The organism is Serratia sp. PGPR-27 (genome assembly GCF_022678525.1).
In the GTDB taxonomy this organism is placed as follows: domain Bacteria; phylum Pseudomonadota; class Gammaproteobacteria; order Enterobacterales; family Enterobacteriaceae; genus Serratia; species Serratia nematodiphila.
The window spans coordinates 117,161-141,051 of the sequence record NZ_JALBYS010000006.1 but is presented as its reverse complement, the minus strand read 5'-3'; the positions used below and the strand labels follow the sequence as shown (position 1 = coordinate 141,051).

Genomic DNA, 23,891 nt, shown 5'->3' with positions numbered 1-23,891 from the left:
AGCGACGCGCGCATTGGTAAGGTACGTTGCGCTATCAAAAGGGGACGGTGAACACAGGCCAACGCTCGCATAACAGACCGGCAGTCCATCACAACCCCATGATTTATTTTTTGTTTTCTTTTTCGCACACCGTTAAAATTGGACTGACATGTCCCAAAATTGGTGTACCAATGCAGACTACTCAGCGATAGCGCACAGCGAAACGGGGTTTTTTGCAAAGATTTTCACAAGCGGGTGAAAAAATAGTCATAATGGCCGACAAATCCGGTAAAAATGCTGAAAATCCGTAGTGAAAATATTCTCACGGATGAATTTGAAGGAGATCACAAAATGAACGGAAAGCTGAAAATCCAGGAGATCGCCCGCCAAACCGGGCTGTCGATCAGCACCGTTTCCCGCGTGCTGGCCGGCAAGGCCAACACCAGCGCCGAGGCGCGCCGCAAGGTGCTGGACTGTGCGCAGCAAAACGGCATTCTGCAGGGCATTTCCAGCGGCCGGCTGATGCTGAACAACGTGATGGTGTTCGCGCCGCAGCGCGCGTTCGACGTGCGCACCGACATCTTCTACTACAAGGTCATTCAGGGCATTGCCGCCGCGCTGATGGAGCATGAGGTGCGCATCCGCTACTGCGGGCTGGAAGAGCAGCGCAGCGACGGCGCGCTGTTTCTGGAAAAGATGAGCGATCCGCACACCGAAGCGGCGCTGATCATCGGCATCGACGACGAGCATATCCACACCCTGGCGGCCGATCTGCACAAACCTTGCGTGCTGATCAACTGCAGCGATCGGCAGATGCGGCTGGACAGCGTCTCGCCGGATCATCAGTTGATCGGCGATTACTCCGCCAGCTACCTGTTCCAGCAGGGGCACAGCCATATTCTCAACCTGCAGTGTCTGCGCCGCCACACCATGGAGCTGCGGCTGGCGGGCATCCGGCAAGCCTACGCGCGGCATCATCTGCCGTTCGACGACGGCCGCCATCTGGTCACCACCTCCGGCTTCGGCAGCGAAGAGGCCGAGCAGGCGCTGACCACCTATCTCGATGGCATCCACGGCCACGCCCCGCTGCCGACGGCGATCCTGGCCGGCGGCGATTACATGGCGGTCGGGGCGGTCAAGGCGCTCAACAAGCGAGGGCTGAACGTGCCGGGCGACGTGTCGGTGATGAGCACCGACGGCTTCAACCTGGCGGAAATCCATGACGTGCCGCTGACCTCGGTGCAGGTGCCGCGCGACGAACTAGGTTACGAGGCGATCCAACTGCTGCAGCGGCGCATGCTGCGCGCCGACGCGCCGCCGTGCAATCTGCTGCTGCACGGCCGGCTGGCGGTACGCGCCTCGGTGCGGCGCATCAGCCCGCACAAGACTGCGCCGGCGGTGAGCACGCATGACCACAGGCTTTATGACGAGTAGGCTACACTTAGGCACAGTGCATTCATTCGATGAGGTAAAATTTTTTGCCTAAGGAGAGCCACTATGCCAGCCCAGCGCATGCGTTCCGTCATTCCTCCCTACATGCTGCGCCGCATCATTGAACACGGCAACGCCCCGCAGCGCGACTGCGCGCTGCACACCCTGAACCACGTGCAAAGCCTGCTCGGCAACAAGCCGCTGCGTTCACCGACCGAGAAAAACGCCCGAGCCGGCGAAGCGCTCCGCGATATCTACGACGCCCAGAACGGCACCCAACTGCCCGGCAAACAGGTGCGTAAAGAGGGCCAGCCCAGCAACCACGACGTGGCGGTGGACGAAGCCTACGACTACCTCGGCGTCACCTACGATTTCTTCTGGCGGGCCTACCGCCGCAACTCGCTGGATAACCAGGGGCTGCCGCTGGTCGGCAGCGTACACTACGGCAAGGAGTACCAGAACGCTTTCTGGAACGGCCAGCAGATGGTGTTCGGCGACGGCGACGGCGAGATTTTCAACCGTTTCACCATCGCCATCGACGTGGTCGGCCACGAGCTGGCGCACGGCGTGACCGAGAGCGAAGCCGGGCTGATCTACTACCAGCAGTCCGGCGCGCTCAACGAATCGCTGTCCGACGTGTTCGGTTCGCTGGTCAAGCAGTTCCACCTGCAGCAAACCGCCGATAAAGCCGACTGGCTGATCGGCGCCGGGCTGCTCGCCAAGGGCATCAAAGGCAAAGGGCTGCGCTCGATGTCGGCGCCCGGCACCGCCTACGATGACCCGCTGCTGGGCAAAGACCCGCAGCCCGCCAGCATGAAGGATTATATCCAGACCAAGGAAGACAACGGCGGCGTGCACCTCAACTCCGGCATCCCCAACCGCGCGTTCTACCTGGCGGCGACCGCGCTGGGCGGCTTCGCCTGGGAGAAAGCCGGCTACGTCTGGTATGACACGGTATGCGACAAAGCGCTGCCGCAAAATGCCGATTTCGCCACCTTCGCCCGCGCCACGGTGAAACATGCGCAAGCGCGTTTCGACCAGAGCGTGGCGGACAAGGTGCAACAAGCCTGGCATCAGGTGGGGGTGGAATAATGAAACCGCTGCCGACGCTCAATCAGGATACGGTCATTGAGCTGGCGCGCGAGGGAGGCTTCGCCTACATTCCCAAACTGGCGGGCCAGCGCCGCATCGCGCTGGCCGATATCACGCCGGAGCAGCGGCAGCGCCTGAATCAGCTGCTGAACCAGACGCTGCCTTATGCGCAGGAAGAAGGCCAGCCCAACTCCCCCGGCTGCGGCGACCAGCGCTACTACCGCATACAGATCAACTACACCAGCCCCACCCTGAGCACCGAGATCGTGCTGTTAATCCCGGAAAGCAGCGCGCCGCAGGCGCTGGTGGATCTGTGGAAAACCGGCCAGGTGGATGAGTGAGGGCTTACAGCGGCTGATAGCTGAAATTCACCCGCGTTTTGGAGATCAGCCCGTGCCCGTTCTGGCACAGGTAATCCACCGCCCCGCAGGCCTTCAATTCTTGCAGCGGCTGCCCGCACTCCGGGCAGCTCGCCAGCTGCCGATAATCGCGCTGACAGGCGGCACAATGGTAGTGACCCGCTACCCAATTCATGGTCTGACGACAGTGCGGACAGTGCGCGTCCATAACGACTCCCAGGTTAAATCGCGCCCCATGAGCGCAAAAAATAGATCCCCAACGCGGTGGTGAAGAACGAACCGACGGTGGTGATGGCGATAATATTGGCCGCCAGCGTGGCGTTGCCGCCCATGGCGCGCGTCATCACATAGCTGCCCGAAGCGGTCGGCGTGGCGGAAAACAGGAAGATAATCCCCAGCGCCGCCCCCTGGAACCCGCACAGCCAGCCGGCCAGTGTCATCAGGCACGGCACCAGAAACAGCTTGGCCGCCGACGACAGCGCCGCCACGTTGGACGAACGGAACATGGCGCGAAAATCCAGGCTGGCGCCGGTGCACAGCAGCGCCAACGGCAGCGACAGCGCGGAGATATAGCTGCCGGTTTGGCGGATCACGGCCGGGATGCCCAGCCCGGTTTGCGCATACGCCAGCCCGCACACCAGACCGATGATCAGCGGGTTGGTGACGATGCTGCGCAGCAGCGACAGGTGGCTGATTTTCTTGCCCTGCCCGCCCTGCAGACTGCGCGTGAGGGTGATGACCGACAGTATGTTGAACAGGATCACCGTCACCGTCAGGTACAGCGAGGCGAGCGCAATGCCTTCGCTGCCATAGGCGGTCATGGCGTAGGCCAGGCCGACGATGGCGGTATTGGCGCGGAAGCCGCCCTGCACGAACACCCCGCGCTCACGCGGTTCTTTCACCAACCACTTGGCCGCCAGCTCCAAAAGCAGGAAGGTCGCCAGCGTGCCGACCGCGCCGAACAGCACCAGCGGCAGGTTGCCGAGCAGCTGCGGATGGTTGGTGGCAATGCTGAAAAACAGCAGGCATGGCAGCGCCAGATTGAACACCAGGCGGGTCGCACCGTCGACGAAGCGGTCATCCATCAGGCGCCAATGGCGCAGCAGGATCCCCAGCAGCATCATCAGCAGATTCGGCACGGTGACGTTAAACGCAAAACTCCAGGTTTCCCAGGACATGGTGTTCCTTCAGGCAGGCGAGGTAATCTTCAGATAATAAAACGATTTCGGGCCAATAAAAAAGGGCGCGGCATCACTGCCGCGCCCCTCATAAGCGATTACTTGCTCTTTTTCAGGTGGCTCATCAGGCGCTTGCGCTTACGCATCTGGGTTGGCGTCAGCAGATTGCGTTTGCCGGCGAACGGGTTGTCACCCTCTTTGAACTGGATGCGGATCGGCGTCCCCATCACATTCAGCGAGCGGCGGAAGTAGTTCATCAGATAGCGTTTGTACGAATCGGCCAGATCGCTGACCTGGTTGCCGTGGATCACCACGATCGGCGGGTTGTAACCGCCGGCATGGGCATATTTCAGCTTCACGCGGCGGCCGCGCACCAACGGCGGCTGGTGATCGTCAACCGCCATCTGCATGATTTTGGTCAGCATCGAGGTGTTTACGCGGCGGGTTGCGCACTCGTAGGCTTCCTGTACCGATTCGAACAGGTTGCCGACGCCGCTGCCGTGCAGGGCGGAAATGAAGTGCACGCGCGCGAAGTCGACGAAGCCCAGACGCAGATCGAGCATCTCTTTCACGTGCTCGCGATCTTCTTCGCTCATGCCGTCCCACTTGTTGACCGCAATCACCAGTGAGCGCCCACTATTGAGGATAAAGCCGAGCAGAGAGAGATCCTGATCGGAAATGCCTTCACGCGCGTCGATCACCAGCAGCACCACGTTGGCGTCTTCAATCGCCTGCAGGGTCTTGATCACCGAGAATTTCTCGACGGTTTCGGTCACCTTGCCGCGTTTGCGCACCCCGGCGGTGTCGATCAGCACGTATTCGCGTTCGTCGCGCACCATCGGAATGTAGATGCTGTCGCGGGTGGTGCCCGGCATGTCATACACCACCACGCGCTCCTCGCCGAGGATGCGGTTAGTGAGCGTAGACTTACCGACGTTCGGGCGGCCGACGATCGCCAGCTTGATCGGCAGATCCTGCGGATTGAACGCTTCTTCCGGCTCTTCGTCTTCTTCGCCTTCCAGCGTTTCGCCGTTTTGCTCGGCCCAGTAAGCGGCGTTGGCCTCTTCCTCGGTCAGCTCGACGTCTTCCGGTTTTTCCGGCACGAACGGCACCAGCACGTGTTCAATCAGCTGGGTCACGCCGCGGCCGTGAGAAGCGGCGATAGCGAACACTTCACCCAGGCCGAGCGAGTAGAAATCGGCGGTGGCGGTGTCCGGATCCAGACCGTCGGTCTTGTTGGCCACCAGGAAGGTCGCCTTCTGGCGGCTGCGCAGGTGCTGGGCGATGCCCTGATCCGCCGGCATCAGGCCGGCGCGGGCGTCGACCATGAACAGCACGATGTCCGCTTCTTCGATCGCCAGCAGCGACTGACCGGCCATGCGCGTTTCGACGCCGTCTTCGGTGCCGTCGATGCCGCCGGTATCGACGATGATAAATTCATTGCCTTCGATTTCAGCACGACCATACTTGCGGTCACGCGTCAGCCCCGGGAAATCCGCCACCAGCGCATCACGCGTATGGGTTAAACGGTTGAACAAGGTGGATTTACCCACATTCGGGCGCCCGACCAGCGCGACGACAGGTATCATTGTTGAAGCCTCATTACTTAATAATCAATGCGTTACTGCACTGTGGATAGACACCAGCGGTGCAGCTTATAAAATACGAAACGGCCCCTGAACACTCAGGAGCCGTTTTCCCCTTCATCTTTCGCGCCACAGCGGCGTTGTCTGCGCACCCTCGCCCCGGTCACTCAGTTCACTGAGCTCCCGAGGACTCATGCGCTTGCCGCCTGGCTGCAACCCGAAAGCTTTCGGGTGCAAGAAGGGTCACGACGAGCGGCGTTAGCGGGTGAAAGCGTAAACTTTCCCGCCGCGAGCCTGGATGATCAGCTTGTCGCTGGCCACCATCGGCGCAGACAGGAAGCCGGAGCTGTCCACTTCCTGCTGGGCGACAAAACGGCCATCGGTGGTGTTGATCCAGTGCAGATAACCTTCGGCGTCACCGGTCACCAGATAACCATTATACATCACCGGCGGCGTCAGGTTACGGTGCAGCAGATCGCTCTGCGTCCACACGGTCACGCCGCCTTCGGTGCTGAGTGCCACTACGCGATCGTTCTGGTCGATCAGGTAGATGCGGCCCGCGTCGACGATGAAATCATTCACCGAACCCAGCTCGCGTTTCCAGATAATCTGGCCGGAACGCAGATCCAGCGCCGTCAGGTTGCCGTTGTAACCCAGCGCGTAGACCACGCCGTCAACGATCACCGGCGTGGTGTCCACGTCGTTCAGACGATCGATTTCAGTCGCGCCGCTCGGCTGAGAAATACGCTGTTGCCAGATAATCTGGCCCTGCTGCATCAGCACCGCACTGACGCGGCCGTTGTCACCGCCGACGATGGCGGCGCCAAAAGCGACGGCCGGCGCGGATTCACCGCGCAGCGACAGCGAAGGCATGTCCAGGTTAACCGTCCACTTCACCGCACCGTCGGCTTCGTTCAGCGCCTGCAGCATGCCGTTGGAGGTGTGCACCAACACCATGCCGTCGCTGACAACCGGACGGGAGATCGCTTCGCCGGCCACTTTGGTCTGCCAGGCGATGGCGCCGTCGGCGGTGTTCAATGCGTAAACCACCGCTTTTTCGCTGCCGACGTAAACCTTGTCGCCCGCAACCGTCAGGCCGCCCGACAGCAGCGCAGACAGGTTGCTGGAGAAGAAGCCGGTCTTCTCGGAGAGATTGACCTTCCACTTCTCGTTGCCGCTGTCGGCGTCCATCGCTTTCACGATGCCAAAGCGATCGGCGGCGTAAATGGTGCTGTCCTGATAGGCCGGGCGCAGGTGGGAGTAATACTCACCGATACCGTCGCCCACCGAGGTGCTCCACGCCTTGCTCGGCGTAAACTGATTTTCAACTTTCGGCAACGGCGACATGGTAACCACGTCTTCTTCGCTGTTAAACAGCGAGCAACCACTCAGCAAGGCAGCGGAAACCAGTCCGACCAAGAGTGTTTTACGCAATTGCATGGGAATTCCCCTTAGCTGGACAAGTTATTCAATTTCATGCGCAGCAGAACCTGCAGCGCCTGAGAAGCATTGGACTCAATGCCTTTGCTGTAAGCTTCGCGCGCGCCCTTGGCGTCGCCCTTGGCCAGCAATACATCGCCGCGCACATCCTGCATCATCGCCACCCAGCCTTCGCCTTTCACGCCATCCAGCGTTTTCAGCGCTTCATCCAGCTTTTTCTCCTGCAGCTGGACGCGCGCCAGACGCAGGTCGATCATCGCCAACAGGTTGTCGTCTTTGGTCTGGCCCTGCGCCAGCACCAATTGTTGTTCCGCCTTGGCGAAATCATTCTGTTCGACAAAGTGCTTGGCCAACTGCAGCGCGGCCAGTACGCCGTAGCTGTTGCCGTTGGCCTGGACAAATTTCTCTGCGGCAGCCACGTCATCCGGCTTGCCGGCCGCCAGACGATCGCTGGCTTCCTGATAGGATTGCGATGCCGCCATCATGTTGGAGTTTTCATGGCTCTGCCAATAACGCCAGCCAACCAGGGCACCAATTCCGAGCACCACGCCCACCGCCAGCGCTTTGCCGTTCTCGGCAAAGAACCGACGCAGTGCGTCGACTTGTTCGTTTTCAGTGGTATAGACTTCCACGGTGTCCTTCTCCTTAACCTAACATCAAAGCCAGACGCGCAGCGACTTCGCTTTGCGCCAGCGTTTCTTGTTCACCACTGCGCAGGTCTTTCACCACCACCTGCTGCGCCGCCACTTCGCTCTCACCCAGGATCAGCGCGATGCGCGCGCCCCATTTGTCCGCACGGGTGATCTGCTTCTTGAAGTTGCCGCCGCCGTAATTGGTCATCAGCTTCAGCTGCGGCGCCGCGTCGCGCACCTGTTCAGCCAGCCGCATTGCCGCACTCTGGGTGCCCGCGCCGGAAGAAATGACGTACACGTCGATAGCCGACGGCGCCTTGAATTCCGGGTTGACCGCCTGCACCAGCAGCACCAGACGCTCCAGGCCCATGGCGAAACCGACCGCCGGGGTGGCGCGGCCGCCCAGTTGCTCGACCAGGCCGTCGTAACGGCCGCCCGCGCAGACGGTGCCCTGCGCGCCCAGGCTGGTGGTCACCCACTCAAACACGGTGCGGTTGTAGTAATCCAGACCGCGCACCAGGCGCTCGTTAACGGTATATGGGATACCTGCCTGCGCCAAAAGTTCACACAGACCGGCGAAGTGAGCACGGGATTCTTCATCCAGATACTCAGACAGGCGCGGCGCGTCGTTCAGCAGCGCCTGCACCTCAGGATTTTTGGAGTCCAGCACGCGCAGCGGGTTGCTGTACATGCGGCGTTTGCAGTCTTCGTCCAGCACCTCGACGTGCTGCTCCAGGAACGCCACCAGCGCGTCGCGGTAGTTGGCGCGCGCCTCCAGCGAACCGATGGAGTTCAGCTCCAGCGTGACGTGCTCGGCGATGCCCAGCGCTTTCCACCAGCGGGCGGTCAGCAGGATCAGCTCGGCGTCGATATCCGGGCCTTGCAGGCCGAACACTTCCGCGCCCAGCTGATGGAACTGACGGTAACGCCCCTTCTGCGGGCGCTCGTAGCGGAACATCGGGCCGATGTACCACAGACGCTGTTCCTGATTGTACAGCAGACCATGTTCGATGCCGGCGCGCACGCAGCCGGCCGTCCCTTCCGGACGCAGCGTCAGGCTTTCGCCGTTGCGGTCTTCGAAGGTATACATCTCTTTTTCCACGACGTCGGTCACTTCGCCGATCGCGCGTTTGAATAACGGGGTCTGCTCTACAATCGGCAACCGGATTTCGCTGTAACCGTAGCCGCCCAGCACCTGCTTGAGGGTGCCTTCAATACGCTGCCATAATGCCGTTTCTTCCGGCAGGTAGTCGTTCATGCCGCGAATGGCTTGAATGTTCTTTGCCACGTGAGTTCTCTGTCCGTTGTCTGTAAAAATGAACCCGATTATAGGGACTTTGCCGCCCGGTATTCAACGCGGATGCGGTTTTCTGCCCTTCAGGTTCATAAACAAGCGGGCCAACAGGCCCGCCGTGTAGCGATAACGCTTATTTTTCCAGCAGGTTGACCGTGATGCGTTTGCTTTCGTCCATCATCGCGGCCTTGGCGCGAATTTTCGCTTCCAGCTGGTCGATCATCTGTTCGTTGTCGAAACGCTCTTTCTGGCGCACGCCGTCTTCATAGAAGCCGCTCTTCTTGTGGCCGCCGGTTACGCCCATGGTGGACACCAGCGCTTCGCCCGGGCCGTTCACCACGCAGCCGATGATCGAAACGTCCATCGGCGTGATGATGTCTTCCAGGCGCTGCTCCAGCGCGTTCACCGTGCCGATCACGTCGAACTCCTGACGCGAGCAGGTCGGGCAGGCGATGAAGTTGATGCCACGCGCGCGAATGCGCAGCGACTTCAGGATGTCGAAACCGACCTTCACCTCTTCGACCGGATCCGCCGCCAGCGAGATGCGCAGGGTATCGCCGATGCCTTCAGACAGCAGCATGCCCAGGCCGATGGCCGATTTGACCGAACCGCTGCGCGCGCCGCCGGCTTCAGTGATGCCCAGGTGCAGCGGCTGATCGATGCGCGACGCCAGCAAGCGGTAGGATTGCACCGCCAGGAACACGTCCGACGCCTTGACGCTGACCTTAAACTGGTCGAAGTTGAGGCGATCGAGGATGTCCACGTGGCGCATGGCCGATTCCAGCAGCGCTTCCGGCGTAGGTTCGCCGTACTTTTCCTGCAGGTCTTTTTCCAGCGAGCCGCCGTTGACGCCGATGCGAATCGGGATGTTCTTGTCGCGGGCGCAGTCCACCACCGAGCGAATGCGCGATTCGTTGCCGATGTTGCCCGGGTTGATGCGCAGGCAGTCTACGCCATATTCGGCCACCTGCAGTGCGATGCGATAATCGAAGTGGATATCGGCGACCAGCGGCACGTTGACCTGCTGCTTGATCAGTTTGAACGCCTCGGCGGCGTCCATGGTTGGAACCGAAACGCGGACGATGTCGACGCCCACGCGCTCCAGCGCTTTGATCTGATTAACCGTTGCTTCAACATCGGTGGTACGGGTGTTGGTCATCGACTGCACGGCAATCGGCGCGCCATCACCAATAGGCACCTTGCCGACGTAAATGCGTGTAGATTTTCGACGGTTGATGGGCGCTTGGTTATGCATTACTTACTCTCCATTGCTGCTCTGACATCACGACCGCTGCCGCGCGATTACTGCGCGGCGACGGTCAGGCGAGCAACACGGTTTGACTTAACGAACCGGCTTAAATCAACCGGTTTACCCTGATACTGGATCTGTACTGCCGCCGGCGCGCCGATGGTCAGTTTATACGGCGCAGTGCCGGTCAGGTTCAGCTTGCCGCCTTGCTTCTGGGTGCCGCTGAACAGCGTTTTACCGCTCGCGTCGGTCACCTGCAGCCAGCAGTCGGCGGAGAAATCCATCACCAGCGCGTTCGGATCGGCCGCCGGCGCAGCCACGCCCGCATCGGCGGTCGGCAACGGCGCTTGCGCCGCCGGCGCGGTTTCCGGCAGGGTGGTCTGGCTTGGCGACACCACGGCAGGCTGCTGCTGAGCCGCGCTCGGCGCCTGAGCCGCTGCGCCGGTATCAGCCGGCGCGGCGCTGTTGTCGGTCAACGGCACGTTGGTGCCGGCGTCGGCATTGCCGTCGGTCAGCGGCACGGACTGCCCTTCGTTATTCTGTGAAAGCTGCGCCGAGGATTGATCGGCCATTGTGGCGATCTCTTCCTGCTGCGCCTTGTGGTTTTGCCACCACCAGGCGCCGGTCAGGCCGATCACCACGAACACGATAAGCCAGGTGAAGCTCATCAGCCAGCCGTCGCGTTTCTTGCGGCGCTTGCCCAGCGAGAAACTTTGCATCGGCGCCACTTTCGCCATCTTCAACGGCGCCTGCTTGGCCAACATCGGCAGCAGTTCGTCTTCCGGCAGATGCACCAGCTTGGCGTAGGAACGGATGTAGCCGCGCACGAAGGTGGACGCGAGGTCAGCGGACACGCTGTCTTCCTCGATATCGCGCACGGTGGACATTTTGAGACACAGGCGTTCTGCAACGGTCTGTTGGCTCAGCCCGAGTTGCTCACGGGCCTGACGCAGGCGCTGGCCCGTCGTCATGGATACGGTTTTATCTTGGGAGGCTTCAGTATTCATTAGCTAAGAACTGCTGGTACTGTTTGGATTGTGGAAAACTTCGCGCTAGCTGCTTGCCATAGCGTTGAACGCTATCCTGGCGGCCGGCTAACGCGGCGAAACGAATCTGTAACCATAAGCTGCTGGCGCTGGCCGGCAGAACATGCTGATAAACATCCAATAAAAGTTGCGACTGGGCGCGCTTCCCTTCTCCAAATTGCTTTTCGGCCTCCGCCAGCAGCGGAGCGCCTTTGTCCGGATCGACTTTTAGCGCGCGGCTCAACAGCGTGCGCGCTTCGTCGTTTTGTCCGGCCTTGAGAAAACAGTAACCTGCGTTTTCCAGGCTGTCGGCGACCTGGCCATAATCGGGCGCCAGCGCCGCAGCGCTAAACTGCTGTTGCGCCGGTACATACTGCCCTAAACCGCAAAGAAACGCACCGTAATTATTCAGTACGGTGCCATTGCCCGGCGCAAGTTTGAGCGCTTGCCGATAACGCTGTTCGGCCTCGGCGTTTTCACCGCTGCGCTGCGCGTAGAGCGCCATGCCCAACTGCGTGCGGTAATCCTGCGGGGCCGCGTCCAGCGCCTTCTCCAGGTTCTGGCGCGCCGCGTCCATGTCGCCTTGCTGCAGGTACTCCAGCCCCAGCTGCAGGCGCGTCTGACCCGCCTCAGAGACCTGTGCTTCCTTTTCCGGCGCTGAACCGGAACACCCGGCCAACAACCCGGCCGCCAGCCACATACCCCACAGTTTCAGCTTCATGCCCGCATTCATTTCCTTATCGGCCGTCAGCTAACGCCCACCAGCGACACGCTTGCGCATAACAGGCTGTTAGATAACAAAAAATGGTGCTATAGGATTCAGACCGCCCGTACGTTGATAGGTTCCCCGGCCATTTTCTTCTTCAGGGTACGCTTGGTACGGTCGATCACTTCACCCGCCAGTTGCCCGCAGGCGGCGTCGATATCGTCACCACGGGTTTTACGAACAATAGTCGTAAAGCCGTATTCCATCAACACCTTGGAGAAACGATCCACCCGGCTGTTGGAGCTGCGGCCGTACGGAGCGCCCGGGAACGGGTTCCATGGGATCAGGTTGATCTTGCACGGCGTGTCTTTCAGCACTTCCGCCAGCTGATGCGCGTCATCGGTGCTGTCGTTGATATGATCCAGCATCACGTACTCGACGGTGACGCGGCCCTGGTTGGCGTTGGATTTCTCCAGGTAGCGACGCACCGCGGACAGGAAGGTCTCGATGTTGTACTTGCGGTTGATCGGCACGATCTCATCGCGGATGGTGTCGTTCGGCGCGTGCAGCGAAATAGCCAGCGCCACGTCGATCATGTCGCCCAGCTTGTCCAGCGCCGGCACCACGCCGGAGGTAGACAGGGTCACGCGGCGTTTGGACAGGCCAAAGCCGAAGTCGTCCAGCATGATTTCCATCGCCGGCACCACGTTGTTCAGGTTGAGCAGCGGCTCGCCCATGCCCATCATCACCACGTTGGTGATCGGGCGTTGGCCGGTCACCTTCAGCGCGCCGATGATCTTCGCCGCACGCCACACCTGGCCGATGATTTCCGACACGCGCAGGTTGCGGTTGAAGCCCTGCTGCGCCGTCGAACAGAATTTGCACTCCAGCGCGCAGCCTACCTGCGAGGAGACGCACAGCGTCGCGCGGTCGGCTTCCGGGATATACACGGTTTCGACCTGCTGATCGCCCACCTTGATCGCCCACTTAATGGTGCCGTCGGCCGAACGCTGTTCTTCCGCCACTTCCGGCGCGCGGATTTCCGCCACGCGCTGCAGCTTGCCGCGCAGGACTTTGTTGATGTCGGTCATCTGCTCGAAATCGTCGCAGCAGTAGTGGTAAATCCACTTCATCACCTGATCGGCGCGGAACGGTTTTTCGCCCATTTCGGCGAAGAACTCGCGCATTTGCTGGCGGTTCAGGTCCAGCAGGTTGATTTTGGCCGCAGCCGGTTGCTCCACGTTAACGGAGGGGGTAGTCAGCGAATTATTTTCAGACACGGTGTGCTCGGACGTGATGGGTTCTAACATAATGATCTCTGGCCTCGTTATTACACGTTATGGCGCTAAAGAATGGAAAGTAAGTTGTGCATTTCAGCCCGCATGATTCGGGTGGCGGCACTAAAAACACGCCCCTGACAAGTCGTCTTATCAGGGGCGCGGCATTGTACAAATTTTAGTAGCGGGTTTCTATGGCTGAAAGGCATTCAGGGCATTTTTATTGTTTCAGCCGGTGAATGCCTGGTTATCAGCAACGGCACGATTAACGTGCGCAGATTTCGCTTTCGTTGAAGAAGTAAGCGATTTCACGCTGTGCGGATTCAACGGAGTCGGAACCGTGAACGGCGTTAGCGGTGAAGCTGTCCGCGTAGTCGGCGCGCAGGGTGCCGGCCAGTGCGTTGTCCGGGTTGGTTGCGCCCATGATGTCGCGGTTGCGCTGCACGGCGTTTTCAGATTCCAGAACCTGCACCATGATTGGGCCGGAGGTCATGAACTCTACCAGACCGTCGAAGAATGGGCGGCCTTTGTGCTCAGCGTAGAAGCCTTCAGCTTGCTCGCGAGTCAGACGCAGCATTTTAGCGGCGATGATTTTGAAACCGGCGCGCTCGAAACGCGCGTAGATAGCGCCGATGTCGTTGTTGGCTACAGCGTTTGGTTTAACGATGGAAAAGGTACGTTCTACGGTCATGATGGCCTCTGTATGACTTCCAAAACAGGCCGGTCTGCAATGTTGCCGGCCTTCTCAAGTGGCGCAGATTATATGTGCGCCGTTAACGCTTGCCTACGGGAAAATCAACATTTCATTAAAAAAATATGATCTTCCTGCGGCATTTCCGACCACGCGCCGCGTTACTGGGTTTTGTCGGTGGACGGGATCACATTGCGCAGCCAACTGCCCCAGCGGCGCTGATAAAACGGCTGCGTATGGGCGATCAGGTAGTGGCTGATGCCCCGCTCTTTCTCCGATACCAGGCAGAAATCCACCGGTTCGTCATTCGGCGCCGTTTCGCTGGCGACGCTGCCGGCCTCGTTGATCAACGCCTCGATCTCCGCCGGCTCGGCATCCACTTCCAGCCCGATCAGCAGATTCGGCTTCTCGTCCGCCGCCTGGTCGTGCATCAGCGCCAGAAACGCGCGGCGCACCGGCTTGCGCTGGCTGAACAGCGTGGTCAGCGCATCCACCATCGCCGACGGGTACTCTTCGGGCTGCCCCAGCAGGATTTGGGTCTCTTTGTCGACGTAGTGCTCCACCGGTTTGACGACGCCGCCGGTCGCCAGCAGCATCGCCACCTCTTCCGGGTAGAACTCTTTGCCGTATTCCGCCTTCGGGTTGAGGAACAGATCCGCGCCCTGGGTGATTTCAAACAGCACCCGCGCCGGCATGGCGATGAACGGCTGTTCATCCTCAACGGCCTTCTGCAGCGCTTCCAGCGAGGTGAAGAACGGAATAATGCTGCCGCCGTCCTGTTTTTCCCAATGCTGGATATTGACCGGCGTATCCGCGTTCAGCGTAATGTCGCCGTCCTGCTGCACCTGCTCGCTGTCGCCGAGGATCAGCACCGTGGCCTCGAGCAGTTCACGGAAGAACGCCGGGCGGTGGGCCGGCTCCGTCACCGCCAGCTTCAGCAGGCGTTCAAGTTCGTTCTCGCTCGGGGCGGCATCGTGATGATGGGCACTCATGGCAAACTCCAGGGATCAAATAGCGAGGCCCAGCATGCTGGGCCCCGAAGATAATGCGCATTCTAGCGCCCGACGCGGCGGGCGTTCAATTATTTGGCTTTGCTCAGCAACAGATTGGCCAGGGTGCGCACGCCCAAACCGGTCGCGCCGGCCGACCACTGATCCACCGCGCCTTTGCGGTAGGTGGCGGAACAGTCGATGTGCAACCAGCCTTGCTGGTAGTTCTTAACGAAATGCGACAGGAAGGCCGCCGCGGTGCTGGCGCCGGCGGTATAGGCCGGGCCGGCCACGTTGTTCAGCTCGGCGAAGTTGGACGGCAGCTGGCTGCGGTGGAACTCGGCCAGCGGCAGACGCCAGAACGGCTCGTGCTCGGTGGCGGCGCTGCTCAGCAGCTCCTGCGCCAGCGCGTCGTCAAAGCTGAACAGCGCGTGATAGTCGTTGCCTACCGCCGTTTTCGCCGCGCCGGTCAGGGTGGCGCAGTCGATAATCAGCTGCGGGTTCTGCTCAGAAGCGTCGATCAGGCCGTCGGCCAGCACCAGGCGCCCTTCCGCATCGGTGTTCATCACCTCAACGGTTTTGCCGTTGCGGTAGCGAATGATGTCGCCCAGTTTGAAGGCGTTGCCGCTGACCATGTTGTCGGCGCAGCACAGGTACAGCTTCACGCGCTGCTTCAGGCCGCGCGCCGCCGCCAGCGCCAGGGCGCCGGTGATGGTGGCCGCGCCGCCCATGTCGGATTTCATCGAATCCATAAAGGCGCTTTGCTTCAGGCTGTAGCCGCCGCTGTCGAAGGTGATGCCCTTGCCGACCAGGCATGCGAACACCGGCGCATCCGGGTTGCCGGTCGGGTTGAAGTCCAATGCCAGCAGCACCGGCGGGCGCTCGGAGCCGCGGCCGACGGTGTGGATGCCGGCATAGTTCTGCTCGCGCAGATCTTCGCCCTTGGTGATGCGGTAGCTGACGGCATCGCAGCCGACGTCGCACATCAGATCGACGGCGCGGGTCGCCAATTGCTCCGGCCCCAGCTCTTCCGCCGGCATGTTGATGGTGTCGCGCACCCAGTCGACGATCTTCAGGCGCTTATCCAGTTCCTGACGCGCGGCTTCCGGCAGCTCGGCCCATTCGACGTTGCGCTGCCCTTTCGGCCCGCGATAGCCTTGCCAGAACGCCCAGCTGTTTTCCAAATCCCAACCGTCGCCGGCCAGCTTGACGTTTTTGATGCCCTGACCGTCAATTTTGCGGCCCGCGCGCTGGATCGCGCCCAGCTTGTCGGCGCCGGTCAGGTGGATGGTCATTCCTTCGCCGTTGGTGCTCAGCAGCGCTTTTTCGCCCCAGCGGGCGTCGGCAGGTTGTTGCGACAGCGTGACCTGCATGAATTCTGTTGTCATAGCCTTCTTACTCCGGATTATTCTTTTATTAATCTTGTCGGATACAAAATAAACGGGCCGCCCATGGCAGCCCGTTACGCTATTTACTCCGCTTCATCTAACCAGACCAGCAGGATCGCTTCCAGTATTTTTTCGTTGGAAGCCTGCGGATCGTCATCGAACTCTTCCAGATCGCAGATCCACTGATGCATGTCGGTAAAACGCACGGTTTTCGGATCGGTATCCGGGTATTGGTCGTACAGGGCTTCGCCGATTTCACGGCTGTCGGTCCACTTCAGTCCCATTATGATCTCCGGGTTGACGCTGCGGCTAACAATTAATGCTCACGCGCGTGATTGACGGTGTAGCGCGGCATTTCGACCACCAGATCTTCGTCGGCGACCAGCGCCTGGCAGCTCAGACGGCTTTCCGGCTCCAGCCCCCACGCTTTGTCCAGCATGTCGTCTTCCAGCTCGCTGCTCTCTTCCAGCGAATCGAAGCCTTCACGCACGATGCAGTGGCAGGTGGTGCAGGCGCAGGATTTCTCACAGGCGTGCTCGATTTCAATGCCGTTGCGCAGCGCAACGTTGAGGATCGACTCCCCTTTTTCGGCTTCCAGAACCGCCCCTTCCGGGCAAAGATCTTGATGGGGCAGGAAAACAATTTTAGGCATGGTTAAACCTCATCCACAGAATGGCCAGCCAGCGCGCGGCGAATGGAAGCGTCCATGCGGCGCGCGGCAAAATCTTGCGTTTGTGCATCTAATGTTTTGATGGCGTCTTCGATAGCGGCGGGATCTTCACCCTGCGCCGCCTGCTGCAACGCCTGGGTCGCGGCGGCGATCGCCTGGCTTTCCGCCTCGCTCAGCAGCGCGGCGTCGGTGGCCAGCGCGCCCTGCAGGCTTTCCAGCACCCGCGCAGCTTCCACGCGTTGCTCCGCCAGCTTGCGCGCGCCAACGTCGCTTTGCGCATTGGCCATCGAATCCTTGATCATGCCGGCGATTTCACTGTCCGACAGGCCATACGACGGCTTGACCTGGATCGAGGCTTCAACGCCGGTGGATTTCTCCATCGCGGTGACGCTCAGCAGGCCGTCGGCATCCACCTGGAAGGTGACGCGAATGTGCGCGCCCCCGGCAGGCAGCGGCGGCAGGCCGCGCAGCGTAAAGCGCGCCAGCGAACGGCAATCCTGCACCAGCTCGCGCTCGCCCTGCAGCACGTGGATCATCATCGCGCTCTGGCCGTCTTTAAAGGTGGTGAACTCCTGCGCGCGCGCCACCGGGATAGTGGTGTTGCGCGGGATCACTTTCTCCACCAGGCCGCCCATGGTTTCGAGGCCCAGCGACAGCGGGATCACGTCCAGCAGCAGCATATCGCTGTCCGGCTTGTTGCCCACCAGGATGTCGGCCTGGATCGCGGCGCCGATGGCGACCACTTTATCCGGATCGATCGACGTCAGCGGCGTGCGGCCGAAGAAGGCGCCCACTTGCTCACGCACCAACGGCACGCGGGTGGAACCGCCGACCATCACCACTTCCAGCACCTCGTCGGCGGCGACGCCGGCGTCTTTCAGCGCCCGGCGGCAAGCCATCAGCGTGCGTTTCACCAACGGAGCGATCAGCGCTTCAAACTGGGCGCGGGTCACCTCGCCCTGCCAGCCGGCCACCTCGACGCGCACGCTGTCGACATCGCTCAACGCGATTTTGGCGGCGATGGCGGCATCCAGCAGTTGACGCTGCACGCCGTGGTCGCTGCGATCGGCCACGCCGGCCTGCTCGCGCAGCCAGTCGGCCAACAGATGATCGAAGTCGTCGCCGCCCAGCGCGGAATCGCCGCCGGTGGCCAGCACTTCGAACACGCCGCGGCGGAGGCGCAGAATGGAGATATCAAAGGTGCCGCCGCCCAGATCGTAAACCGCGATCACCCCTTCCTGGCCGGAATCCAGCCCGTAGGCGATCGCCGCCGCGGTCGGTTCGTTCAACAGGCGCAGAACGTGCAAGCCGGCCAGACGCGCTGCGTCTTTGGTGCCCTGGCGCTGCGCGTCGTCGAAGTAGGCGGGAACGGTGATCACCACGCCATCCAGCTCGCCTTCCAGCGCCGCTTGCGCGCGCGCGGACAGGGCCCGCAGGATATCAGCGGAGACACCGACCGGGTTAACCGGGCCGGCGGCGGTGACGATCAGCGGCAGGCCGTTGTCGCTGGCCTGAAATTGATACGGCAGGTTCGGGTAACGTTGCTGCACGTCCGCCAACGAGCGGCCCATCATGCGTTTGATGGAGCTGACGGTATTGGCCGGATCCTGCGCCGCCTGTTGGCGCGCCTCCCAGCCGACGCGCTGCGCGTCCGCCTGATAATGCACCACCGAAGGCAGCAAATGGCGGCCCTGTTCGTCGGCCAGCGTTTCCGCCTGCCCGCTGCGCACCGTGGCGACCAACGAGTTGGTGGTGCCTAAGTCGATGCCGGCGGCCAAGCGTCGCTGGTGCGGCGCGGCGCTGAGACCAGGCTCACTAATTTGTAATAAGGCCATGTTGAAGCTTCCACAATCAGAATCAGAAGGTGTTACTCAAAACCCAGCAGTTTTTCTTCGAGTTGTTCAACCTGTTGCTGGAGTTTGTCCAAAAAGCGCAGCTTGCGCACGGTGTCGGCGGCGTCCGCCCACTGCTCACTGTCCAACTGCTGCAGCATCAGCGCGCTGCGCTGTTTGATGGAGACGGCCAGCCGCGCGCCGAAATCGGCCAGCAGGCTTTCCGCCTCCGGCTTGCGCTCAATGGCGTCGAGCTCTTCGCGCAGTTCCAGCTGTTCCATCAGGAACGCGGTGTCGCGCATCGTATGCTGTTCGTTGCCCAGATCGAAGCCGTGCAAAGATAGCATATACTCCGCGCGTTTTAACGGGTGCTTCAGCGCCTGGTAGGCTTCGTTGATGGTCGCCGCCTGCTGCAACGCCATCAGGCGTTCGCGCTCCGGCTGGTTGGCGAAACGATCGGGGTGGAATTGGCGTTGCAGATCCTGGAAGCGGGACGCAAGCAGGCTGCCGTCCACGGTGTAGCGAACTGGCAGCCCGAATAAAGTAAAGTAATCCATAGCGTGCTCTGGGCGTTAGCGGATGAAGTTCCCCCGCCGAAACGGGGGAGCACGATGGACTGTCAGACGTTGAAACTCTCGCCGCAGCCGCACTCGCTTGAGACGTTCGGGTTGTTGAACTTGAAGCCTTCGTTCAGGCCTTCCTTAACGAAATCAAGCTCGGTGCCGTCAAGGTAGACCAGGCTCTTGCCGTCGATGATCACCTTGATGCCTTTGTCTTCAAACACGATGTCGTCATCGTTGGCTTCGTCAACAAATTCCAGCACGTACGCCATCCCGGAGCAGCCGGAAGTTCGCACTCCCAGACGCAGGCCGAGACCTTTGCCGCGGTTCGTCAAAAACGCCTGAACACGCTGCGCAGCGCTGTCGCTCATGGTAATAGACATCACAACCTCACACTTCACATCAAAGCCCGGCGCGGCCGGGCCGACTCAGACAAATTACTTGGCGCTATGCTTGCTCTTATAGTCGGCAATCGCTGCTTTGATGGCGTCTTCAGCCAGGATCGAGCAGTGAATTTTGACCGGCGGCAATTCCAGCTCTTCGGCGATCTGGGTGTTTTTGATCGCTTCAGCCTGATCCAGCGACTTGCCTTTCATCCATTCGGTCACCAGCGAGCTGGAGGCGATGGCGGAACCGCAGCCGTAAGTTTTAAAGCGCGCGTCTTCGATGATGCCTTCATCGTTAACCTTGATTTGCAGCTTCATCACGTCGCCGCAAGCCGGCGCCCCTACCATGCCACTGCCGACGGTAGGATCTTCGTTGTCGAAAGAACCCACGTTGCGCGGGTTTTCATAATGATCGATTACTTTTTCGCTGTAAGCCATGACCTTGCTCCTGAAACCTGAGAATTAATGATGCGCCCATTCGATGCTGTTGATGTCCACGCCCTGCTTGAACATCTCCCACAGCGGGGACAGATCGCGCAGACGGCCGATGGATTTACGCACCAGTTGAATGGTGTAGTCGATCTCTTCTTCCGTGGTGAAACGCCCCAGGGAGAAACGGATCGAGCTGTGCGCCAATTCATCGCTCATGCCCAGCGCGCGCAACACGTAGGACGGCTCGAGGCTGGCGGAGGTACAGGCTGAACCGGAAGAAACGGCCAGGTCTTTCAGCGCCATGATCAGCGACTCGCCTTCAACGTAGTTGAAGCTGACGTTCAGGATGTTCGGTGCGCCGTGCTCCAGATCGCCGTTCAGATACACTTCTTCCATATCTTTCACGCCGTTCCACAGACGGTCACGCAGAGTGCGCAGACGCGCCATCTCTTCGGTCATCTCTTCTTTGGCGATGCGATAAGCTTCGCCCATGCCGACGATCTGGTGGACAGGCAGGGTGCCGGAACGCATGCCGCGCTCGTGACCGCCGCCGTGTACCTGCGCTTCGATGCGGATGCGCGGCTTGCGGCGCACGTACAGCGCGCCGATGCCTTTCGGGCCATAGATTTTGTGGCCGGAGAACGACATCAGGTCGACTTTCAGCTTGCTCAGATCGATAGGCAGTTTGCCCACGCTCTGGGTGGCGTCAACGTGGTAGATGATACCGCGCGCGCGGCACATTTCGCCGATCGCTTCGATGTCCTGCACCACGCCGATTTCGTTGTTGACGTGCATGATGGAGACCAGAATGGTGTCATCGCGCATCGCGGCTTCGAGATCCTGCAGGCTGATGATGCCGTTGCTCTGCGGCGCCAGGTAGGTCACTTCAAACCCTTCGCGCTCCAGCTGACGGCAGGTGTCGAGCACGGCTTTGTGTTCGGTTTTGCTGGTGATGATGTGCTTGCCTTTTTTCTGGTAGAAATTGGCAGCGCCTTTGATCGCCAGGTTGTCGGATTCGGTCGCCCCGGAGGTGAAGACGATTTCGCGCGGATCAGCGCCCACCAGTTCGGCGATTTGGTTACGGGCGATGTCTACCGCCTCTTCCGCCTGCCAACCGAAACGGTGGGAACGGGAAGCCGGGTTGCCGAAAGTGCCGTCCAGGGTCAAAAACTGCATCATCTTCTCAGCAACGCGCGGGTCAACCGGCGTCGTTGCTGAGTAATCCAGATAAATCGGTAATTTCATTGCTCTTGTGCTCCGTACATCACTTCCAAAAACTAAAATAATTTCGCCAGCTGCTTATGCGCGCAGATTAACGTTGATAGTTTCTTGCGGACGGCCGTTGGCCGTGCGGCGCGTATCGTTGTTTTGACGATCCGCCACCACCAGCACTTCCTGGTTGTTGACCAGTTCTGCCAGCGTAATATTGTTCAGGAACCCGCTGATGCGCTCGCTCAGATCGCGCCACAGGGCGTGGGTCAAGCAGCGATCGCCGCCCTGACAGCCTTCTTTGCCCTGGCAACGGGTTGCATCTACCGATTCATCGACAGCAGTAATGACAGCGCCAACGGCGATCTCACCCGCGTCTTTACCCAGCAGATAACCACCGCCCGGACCGCGCACGCTGGCCACCAGGCCATTCTTGCGCAGACGGGAGAATAATTGTTCCAGATAAGAGAGCGAAATACCCTGGCGTTCGGAAATGTCCGCCAGTGGCACCGGCCCTTCCTGAGAATGCAGCGCTACGTCGAGCATAGCGGTTACGGCATAACGGCCTTTGGATGTCAGTCTCATAGCTCAATGGTTACCTGTTGGTCAAATATGGCCGAAAGTCTGACATTCCCGAGTAAAACAGTCAACTATTTAACCCAGTAATTAACTCAAGTATTAGCACGTTTTGAACTTAGCAAGAACAAAGGTATATAAAATACATGTTATAACCTTTGGATAACTAATACTATTGTCGCCCACCGTGATGCCACATCAATTAATTACCTTGATGTTTATCCTGTTTCTCGATCGACGTCAGCATGCCGCGCAGGATATTCAGCTCCTGCCCTTCCGGGCGCGCGCGGGTGAACAGCCGACGCAGACGGTTCATCACCTGGCCCGGATGCGACGGGCGAATGAAACCGGTGCGCTGCAGCGTCTGCTCCAGATGCTGATAGAAACGCTCGAGGTCGTCCACCAGCGGATACGGTGTCTCTTCCAACTGCGGCGCGCCCGCCTGTTGGCGATCGAGGTAAGCCACGCGCACTTCGTACGCCAGGATCTGCACCGCCATCGCCAGGTTCAGCGAGCTGTAGTCCGGGTTGGCCGGAATGGCGACGTGGTAGTGGCACTTTTGCAATTCATCGTTGGTCAGCCCGACGCGTTCGCGGCCGAACACCAGCGCCACCGGCGCGTGCTCGCCTTCGTGCACCGCGCGCACGCCGCATTCGCGCGGCTCCAGCATCGGCCACGGCAAGGTGCGAGAACGTGCGCTGGTACCCACCACCAGGCTGCAGCCGGCGATGGCGTCATCGAGGGTATCGACGATAGTGGCGTTGCCGATCACGTCGCTGGCGCCGGCGGCCAGGGCGATGGCCTGAGAATCGGGTTTGATCAGCGGATTAACCAGATAAAGGTTGGTTAAACCCATGGTTTTCATGGCTCTGGCGGTCGAGCCCATGTTGCCGGTATGTGAAGTCTCTACCAGAACAATGCGGATATTGTGCAGCATACAAACTCTGAGCGTGGCGGAAAATCGCAGCATCTTAACACAGCCGTAGGCAATTTGCCGAACAGCTGCTATACTTCGCGCCGTTTCCTGTTCTTTAACATCCTAGTTGGAAGATACCCATGCATCCGATGCTGACTATCGCCGTGCGCGCTGCGCGCAAGGCCGGTAACCTGATTGCCAAAAACTACGAAACCCCGGACGCTGTAGAAGCGAGCCAGAAAGGGACCAATGACTTCGTCACCAACGTCGATCGCGATGCAGAGCATCTGATCATCGACGTCATCCGCAAGTCTTATCCGCAACACAGTATCGTGAGCGAAGAACGCGGTGAGCTGATCGGCGAAGATCGCGATGTGCAATGGGTGATCGATCCACTGGATGGCACTGCAAACTTCATCAAACGTTTCCCTCATTTCTCCGTTTCCATCGCCGTACGCATCAAAGGCCGTACCGAAGTGGCCGTGGTTTACGATCCAATGCGCAACGAACTGTTCACCGCCACGCGCGGCCAGGGCGCACAGCTCAACGGTTACCGTCTGCGCGGCACCAACGCCAAAGATCTGGATGGCACCATCCTGGCGACCGGCTTCCCGTTCAAAGTCAAACAGCACGCCACGCCTTACATCAACATCGTCGGCAAACTGTTCACCCAGTGCGCGGACTTCCGCCGCACCGGTTCCGCTGCGCTGGATCTGGCCTATGTCGCCGCCGGCCGCGTGGACGGTTTCTTCGAAATCGGCCTGAAGCCGTGGGACTTCGCCGCAGGCGAACTGCTGGTGCGTGAAGCCGGCGGCCTGGTCACCGACTTCGTCGGCGGCCACAACCACTTCAGCTCCGGCAACGTGGTCGCAGGCAACCCGCGCGTGGTGAAAGCCATGCTGGCCACCATGCGTGAAGAACTGAGCGAAGCGCTGAAGCGTTAATCGCCAGAAGCGAACCGAAAAAAAAGCGCTGCCGATGCAGCGCTTTTTTT

The 23,891-nt window shown here is 60.3% G+C and carries 26 protein-coding genes; 4 read left to right on the top strand and 22 right to left on the bottom strand.

Annotated elements, in window-relative coordinates; all coding sequences use genetic code 11:
• Positions 1 to 330: 330 nt before the first annotated feature.
• The 3 genes from MMS95_RS05630 to MMS95_RS05620 all read left to right on the top strand — a co-directional run bounded on the left by MMS95_RS05630 (position 331) and on the right by MMS95_RS05620 (position 2,843).
• Positions 331 to 1,413: a LacI family DNA-binding transcriptional regulator gene (locus tag MMS95_RS05630; protein ID WP_004941451.1), complete on the top strand. Its 1,083-nt coding sequence runs from the start codon at positions 331 to 333 to the stop codon at positions 1,411 to 1,413.
• A 63-nt stretch (positions 1,414 to 1,476) separates the two neighbouring features.
• On the top strand, positions 1,477 to 2,502 hold the full coding sequence (locus tag MMS95_RS05625) for a M4 family metallopeptidase (RefSeq protein ID WP_021504502.1): 1,026 nt from the start codon (positions 1,477 to 1,479) through the stop codon (positions 2,500 to 2,502).
• Positions 2,502 to 2,843, top strand: a complete 342-nt coding sequence (locus tag MMS95_RS05620; protein WP_004941448.1) for a protealysin inhibitor emfourin — start codon at positions 2,502 to 2,504, stop codon at positions 2,841 to 2,843. Before MMS95_RS05625 ends, MMS95_RS05620 begins: the two co-directional genes overlap by 1 nt.
• Positions 2,844 to 2,847: 4 nt before the next feature.
• Here MMS95_RS05620 and MMS95_RS05615 read toward each other — a convergent pair whose 3' ends face one another.
• The 22 genes from MMS95_RS05615 to trmJ form a co-directional block, all read right to left on the bottom strand.
• Complete coding sequence (locus MMS95_RS05615) at positions 2,848 to 3,069, bottom strand: zinc ribbon domain-containing protein (protein WP_166730264.1); 222 nt, start codon at positions 3,067 to 3,069, stop codon at positions 2,848 to 2,850.
• 13 nt (positions 3,070 to 3,082) lie between these two features.
• Positions 3,083 to 4,039 carry an AEC family transporter gene (locus MMS95_RS05610; protein WP_166445324.1) on the bottom strand — a complete coding sequence of 319 codons (957 nt, stop codon included), beginning with the start codon at positions 4,037 to 4,039 and terminating at the stop codon, positions 3,083 to 3,085.
• Positions 4,040 to 4,137: 98 nt separating this feature from the next.
• The gene (gene der / locus MMS95_RS05605) at positions 4,138 to 5,628 is read right to left on the bottom strand and encodes a ribosome biogenesis GTPase Der (RefSeq protein ID WP_004941442.1); all 1,491 of its coding nucleotides are present in this window, start codon (positions 5,626 to 5,628) and stop codon (positions 4,138 to 4,140) included.
• Between the two features lie 255 nt (positions 5,629 to 5,883).
• Entirely contained in the window at positions 5,884 to 7,065 is a 1,182-nt protein-coding gene (gene bamB / locus MMS95_RS05600; RefSeq protein ID WP_004941440.1) for an outer membrane protein assembly factor BamB, read from the bottom strand.
• 11 nt (positions 7,066 to 7,076) lie between these two features.
• A complete protein-coding gene (locus tag MMS95_RS05595) occupies positions 7,077 to 7,697 on the bottom strand; it encodes a YfgM family protein (RefSeq protein WP_015378775.1) in 621 nt (206 codons plus the stop codon).
• Between the two features lie 13 nt (positions 7,698 to 7,710).
• Positions 7,711 to 8,985 carry a histidine--tRNA ligase gene (gene hisS / locus MMS95_RS05590; protein WP_004941437.1) on the bottom strand — a complete coding sequence of 425 codons (1,275 nt, stop codon included), beginning with the start codon at positions 8,983 to 8,985 and terminating at the stop codon, positions 7,711 to 7,713.
• Positions 8,986 to 9,124: 139 nt separating this feature from the next.
• Positions 9,125 to 10,246, bottom strand: coding sequence for a flavodoxin-dependent (E)-4-hydroxy-3-methylbut-2-enyl-diphosphate synthase (gene ispG, locus MMS95_RS05585; RefSeq protein WP_004941434.1), 1,122 nt, complete (start codon positions 10,244 to 10,246; stop codon positions 9,125 to 9,127).
• 47 nt (positions 10,247 to 10,293) lie between these two features.
• A complete protein-coding gene (gene rodZ, locus MMS95_RS05580; protein ID WP_075684914.1) occupies positions 10,294 to 11,247 on the bottom strand; it encodes a cytoskeleton protein RodZ in 954 nt (317 codons plus the stop codon).
• Entirely contained in the window at positions 11,237 to 11,986 is a 750-nt protein-coding gene (gene pilW, locus MMS95_RS05575; RefSeq protein ID WP_015378776.1) for a type IV pilus biogenesis/stability protein PilW, read from the bottom strand. The genes rodZ and pilW overlap by 11 nt, the downstream gene beginning before the upstream one ends.
• A gap of 98 nt (positions 11,987 to 12,084) precedes the next feature.
• The gene (locus MMS95_RS05570; RefSeq protein ID WP_004941426.1) at positions 12,085 to 13,281 is read right to left on the bottom strand and encodes a bifunctional tRNA (adenosine(37)-C2)-methyltransferase TrmG/ribosomal RNA large subunit methyltransferase RlmN; all 1,197 of its coding nucleotides are present in this window, start codon (positions 13,279 to 13,281) and stop codon (positions 12,085 to 12,087) included.
• 232 nt (positions 13,282 to 13,513) lie between these two features.
• Positions 13,514 to 13,939, bottom strand: coding sequence for a nucleoside-diphosphate kinase (ndk, locus tag MMS95_RS05565; protein WP_004941424.1), 426 nt, complete (start codon positions 13,937 to 13,939; stop codon positions 13,514 to 13,516).
• Between the two features lie 161 nt (positions 13,940 to 14,100).
• Entirely contained in the window at positions 14,101 to 14,931 is an 831-nt protein-coding gene (gene sseB, locus MMS95_RS05560; protein ID WP_015378777.1) for an enhanced serine sensitivity protein SseB, read from the bottom strand.
• Between the two features lie 89 nt (positions 14,932 to 15,020).
• On the bottom strand, positions 15,021 to 16,316 hold the full coding sequence (pepB, locus tag MMS95_RS05555; protein ID WP_242141459.1) for an aminopeptidase PepB: 1,296 nt from the start codon (positions 16,314 to 16,316) through the stop codon (positions 15,021 to 15,023).
• Between the two features lie 83 nt (positions 16,317 to 16,399).
• The gene (gene iscX, locus MMS95_RS05550; RefSeq protein ID WP_006327336.1) at positions 16,400 to 16,600 is read right to left on the bottom strand and encodes a Fe-S cluster assembly protein IscX; all 201 of its coding nucleotides are present in this window, start codon (positions 16,598 to 16,600) and stop codon (positions 16,400 to 16,402) included.
• A gap of 32 nt (positions 16,601 to 16,632) precedes the next feature.
• Positions 16,633 to 16,968, bottom strand: coding sequence for an ISC system 2Fe-2S type ferredoxin (gene fdx, locus MMS95_RS05545; RefSeq protein ID WP_004941417.1), 336 nt, complete (start codon positions 16,966 to 16,968; stop codon positions 16,633 to 16,635).
• 2 nt (positions 16,969 to 16,970) lie between these two features.
• The gene (gene hscA / locus MMS95_RS05540) at positions 16,971 to 18,821 is read right to left on the bottom strand and encodes a Fe-S protein assembly chaperone HscA (RefSeq protein ID WP_242141458.1); all 1,851 of its coding nucleotides are present in this window, start codon (positions 18,819 to 18,821) and stop codon (positions 16,971 to 16,973) included.
• A 32-nt stretch (positions 18,822 to 18,853) separates the two neighbouring features.
• Entirely contained in the window at positions 18,854 to 19,375 is a 522-nt protein-coding gene (gene hscB, locus MMS95_RS05535) for a co-chaperone HscB (protein WP_004941412.1), read from the bottom strand.
• 62 nt (positions 19,376 to 19,437) lie between these two features.
• Positions 19,438 to 19,761: an iron-sulfur cluster assembly protein IscA gene (gene iscA, locus MMS95_RS05530; RefSeq protein ID WP_004941410.1), complete on the bottom strand. Its 324-nt coding sequence runs from the start codon at positions 19,759 to 19,761 to the stop codon at positions 19,438 to 19,440.
• A gap of 54 nt (positions 19,762 to 19,815) precedes the next feature.
• Positions 19,816 to 20,202, bottom strand: coding sequence for a Fe-S cluster assembly scaffold IscU (gene iscU, locus MMS95_RS05525; protein ID WP_004941408.1), 387 nt, complete (start codon positions 20,200 to 20,202; stop codon positions 19,816 to 19,818).
• A gap of 24 nt (positions 20,203 to 20,226) precedes the next feature.
• Entirely contained in the window at positions 20,227 to 21,441 is a 1,215-nt protein-coding gene (gene iscS / locus MMS95_RS05520) for a cysteine desulfurase (RefSeq protein ID WP_015378780.1), read from the bottom strand.
• Positions 21,442 to 21,495: 54 nt separating this feature from the next.
• Positions 21,496 to 21,990 carry a Fe-S cluster assembly transcriptional regulator IscR gene (gene iscR / locus MMS95_RS05515; RefSeq protein ID WP_004941404.1) on the bottom strand — a complete coding sequence of 165 codons (495 nt, stop codon included), beginning with the start codon at positions 21,988 to 21,990 and terminating at the stop codon, positions 21,496 to 21,498.
• 193 nt (positions 21,991 to 22,183) lie between these two features.
• Positions 22,184 to 22,918: a tRNA (cytosine(32)/uridine(32)-2'-O)-methyltransferase TrmJ gene (trmJ, locus tag MMS95_RS05510; RefSeq protein ID WP_015378781.1), complete on the bottom strand. Its 735-nt coding sequence runs from the start codon at positions 22,916 to 22,918 to the stop codon at positions 22,184 to 22,186.
• Positions 22,919 to 23,037: 119 nt separating this feature from the next.
• Between trmJ and suhB the strand changes: the two genes are divergently transcribed.
• A complete protein-coding gene (gene suhB / locus MMS95_RS05505; RefSeq protein WP_004941400.1) occupies positions 23,038 to 23,841 on the top strand; it encodes an inositol-1-monophosphatase in 804 nt (267 codons plus the stop codon).
• The last annotated feature ends 50 nt before the right edge of the window (positions 23,842 to 23,891 follow it).

What these genes read in the sequence shown, in the direction of transcription:
- MMS95_RS05630 (WP_004941451.1), top strand. Translation starts at nt 331, where the DNA reads ATGAACGGAAAGCTGAAAATCCAGGAGATCGCCCGCCAAACCGGGCTG.
- MMS95_RS05625 (WP_021504502.1), top strand. Translation starts at nt 1,477, where the DNA reads ATGCCAGCCCAGCGCATGCGTTCCGTCATTCCTCCCTACATGCTGCGC.
- MMS95_RS05620 (WP_004941448.1), top strand. Translation starts at nt 2,502, where the DNA reads ATGAAACCGCTGCCGACGCTCAATCAGGATACGGTCATTGAGCTGGCG.
- MMS95_RS05615 (WP_166730264.1), bottom strand. Translation starts at nt 3,069, where the DNA reads ATGGACGCGCACTGTCCGCACTGTCGTCAGACCATGAATTGGGTAGCG.
- MMS95_RS05610 (WP_166445324.1), bottom strand. Translation starts at nt 4,039, where the DNA reads ATGTCCTGGGAAACCTGGAGTTTTGCGTTTAACGTCACCGTGCCGAAT.
- der (WP_004941442.1), bottom strand. Translation starts at nt 5,628, where the DNA reads ATGATACCTGTCGTCGCGCTGGTCGGGCGCCCGAATGTGGGTAAATCC.
- bamB (WP_004941440.1), bottom strand. Translation starts at nt 7,065, where the DNA reads ATGCAATTGCGTAAAACACTCTTGGTCGGACTGGTTTCCGCTGCCTTG.
- ispG (WP_004941434.1), bottom strand. Translation starts at nt 10,246, where the DNA reads ATGCATAACCAAGCGCCCATCAACCGTCGAAAATCTACACGCATTTAC.
- rodZ (WP_075684914.1), bottom strand. Translation starts at nt 11,247, where the DNA reads ATGAATACTGAAGCCTCCCAAGATAAAACCGTATCCATGACGACGGGC.
- pilW (WP_015378776.1), bottom strand. Translation starts at nt 11,986, where the DNA reads ATGAAGCTGAAACTGTGGGGTATGTGGCTGGCGGCCGGGTTGTTGGCC.
- MMS95_RS05570 (WP_004941426.1), bottom strand. Translation starts at nt 13,281, where the DNA reads ATGTTAGAACCCATCACGTCCGAGCACACCGTGTCTGAAAATAATTCG.
- ndk (WP_004941424.1), bottom strand. Translation starts at nt 13,939, where the DNA reads ATGACCGTAGAACGTACCTTTTCCATCGTTAAACCAAACGCTGTAGCC.
- sseB (WP_015378777.1), bottom strand. Translation starts at nt 14,931, where the DNA reads ATGAGTGCCCATCATCACGATGCCGCCCCGAGCGAGAACGAACTTGAA.
- pepB (WP_242141459.1), bottom strand. Translation starts at nt 16,316, where the DNA reads ATGACAACAGAATTCATGCAGGTCACGCTGTCGCAACAACCTGCCGAC.
- iscX (WP_006327336.1), bottom strand. Translation starts at nt 16,600, where the DNA reads ATGGGACTGAAGTGGACCGACAGCCGTGAAATCGGCGAAGCCCTGTAC.
- fdx (WP_004941417.1), bottom strand. Translation starts at nt 16,968, where the DNA reads ATGCCTAAAATTGTTTTCCTGCCCCATCAAGATCTTTGCCCGGAAGGG.
- hscA (WP_242141458.1), bottom strand. Translation starts at nt 18,821, where the DNA reads ATGGCCTTATTACAAATTAGTGAGCCTGGTCTCAGCGCCGCGCCGCAC.
- hscB (WP_004941412.1), bottom strand. Translation starts at nt 19,375, where the DNA reads ATGGATTACTTTACTTTATTCGGGCTGCCAGTTCGCTACACCGTGGAC.
- iscA (WP_004941410.1), bottom strand. Translation starts at nt 19,761, where the DNA reads ATGTCTATTACCATGAGCGACAGCGCTGCGCAGCGTGTTCAGGCGTTT.
- iscU (WP_004941408.1), bottom strand. Translation starts at nt 20,202, where the DNA reads ATGGCTTACAGCGAAAAAGTAATCGATCATTATGAAAACCCGCGCAAC.
- iscS (WP_015378780.1), bottom strand. Translation starts at nt 21,441, where the DNA reads ATGAAATTACCGATTTATCTGGATTACTCAGCAACGACGCCGGTTGAC.
- iscR (WP_004941404.1), bottom strand. Translation starts at nt 21,990, where the DNA reads ATGAGACTGACATCCAAAGGCCGTTATGCCGTAACCGCTATGCTCGAC.
- trmJ (WP_015378781.1), bottom strand. Translation starts at nt 22,918, where the DNA reads ATGCTGCACAATATCCGCATTGTTCTGGTAGAGACTTCACATACCGGC.
- suhB (WP_004941400.1), top strand. Translation starts at nt 23,038, where the DNA reads ATGCATCCGATGCTGACTATCGCCGTGCGCGCTGCGCGCAAGGCCGGT.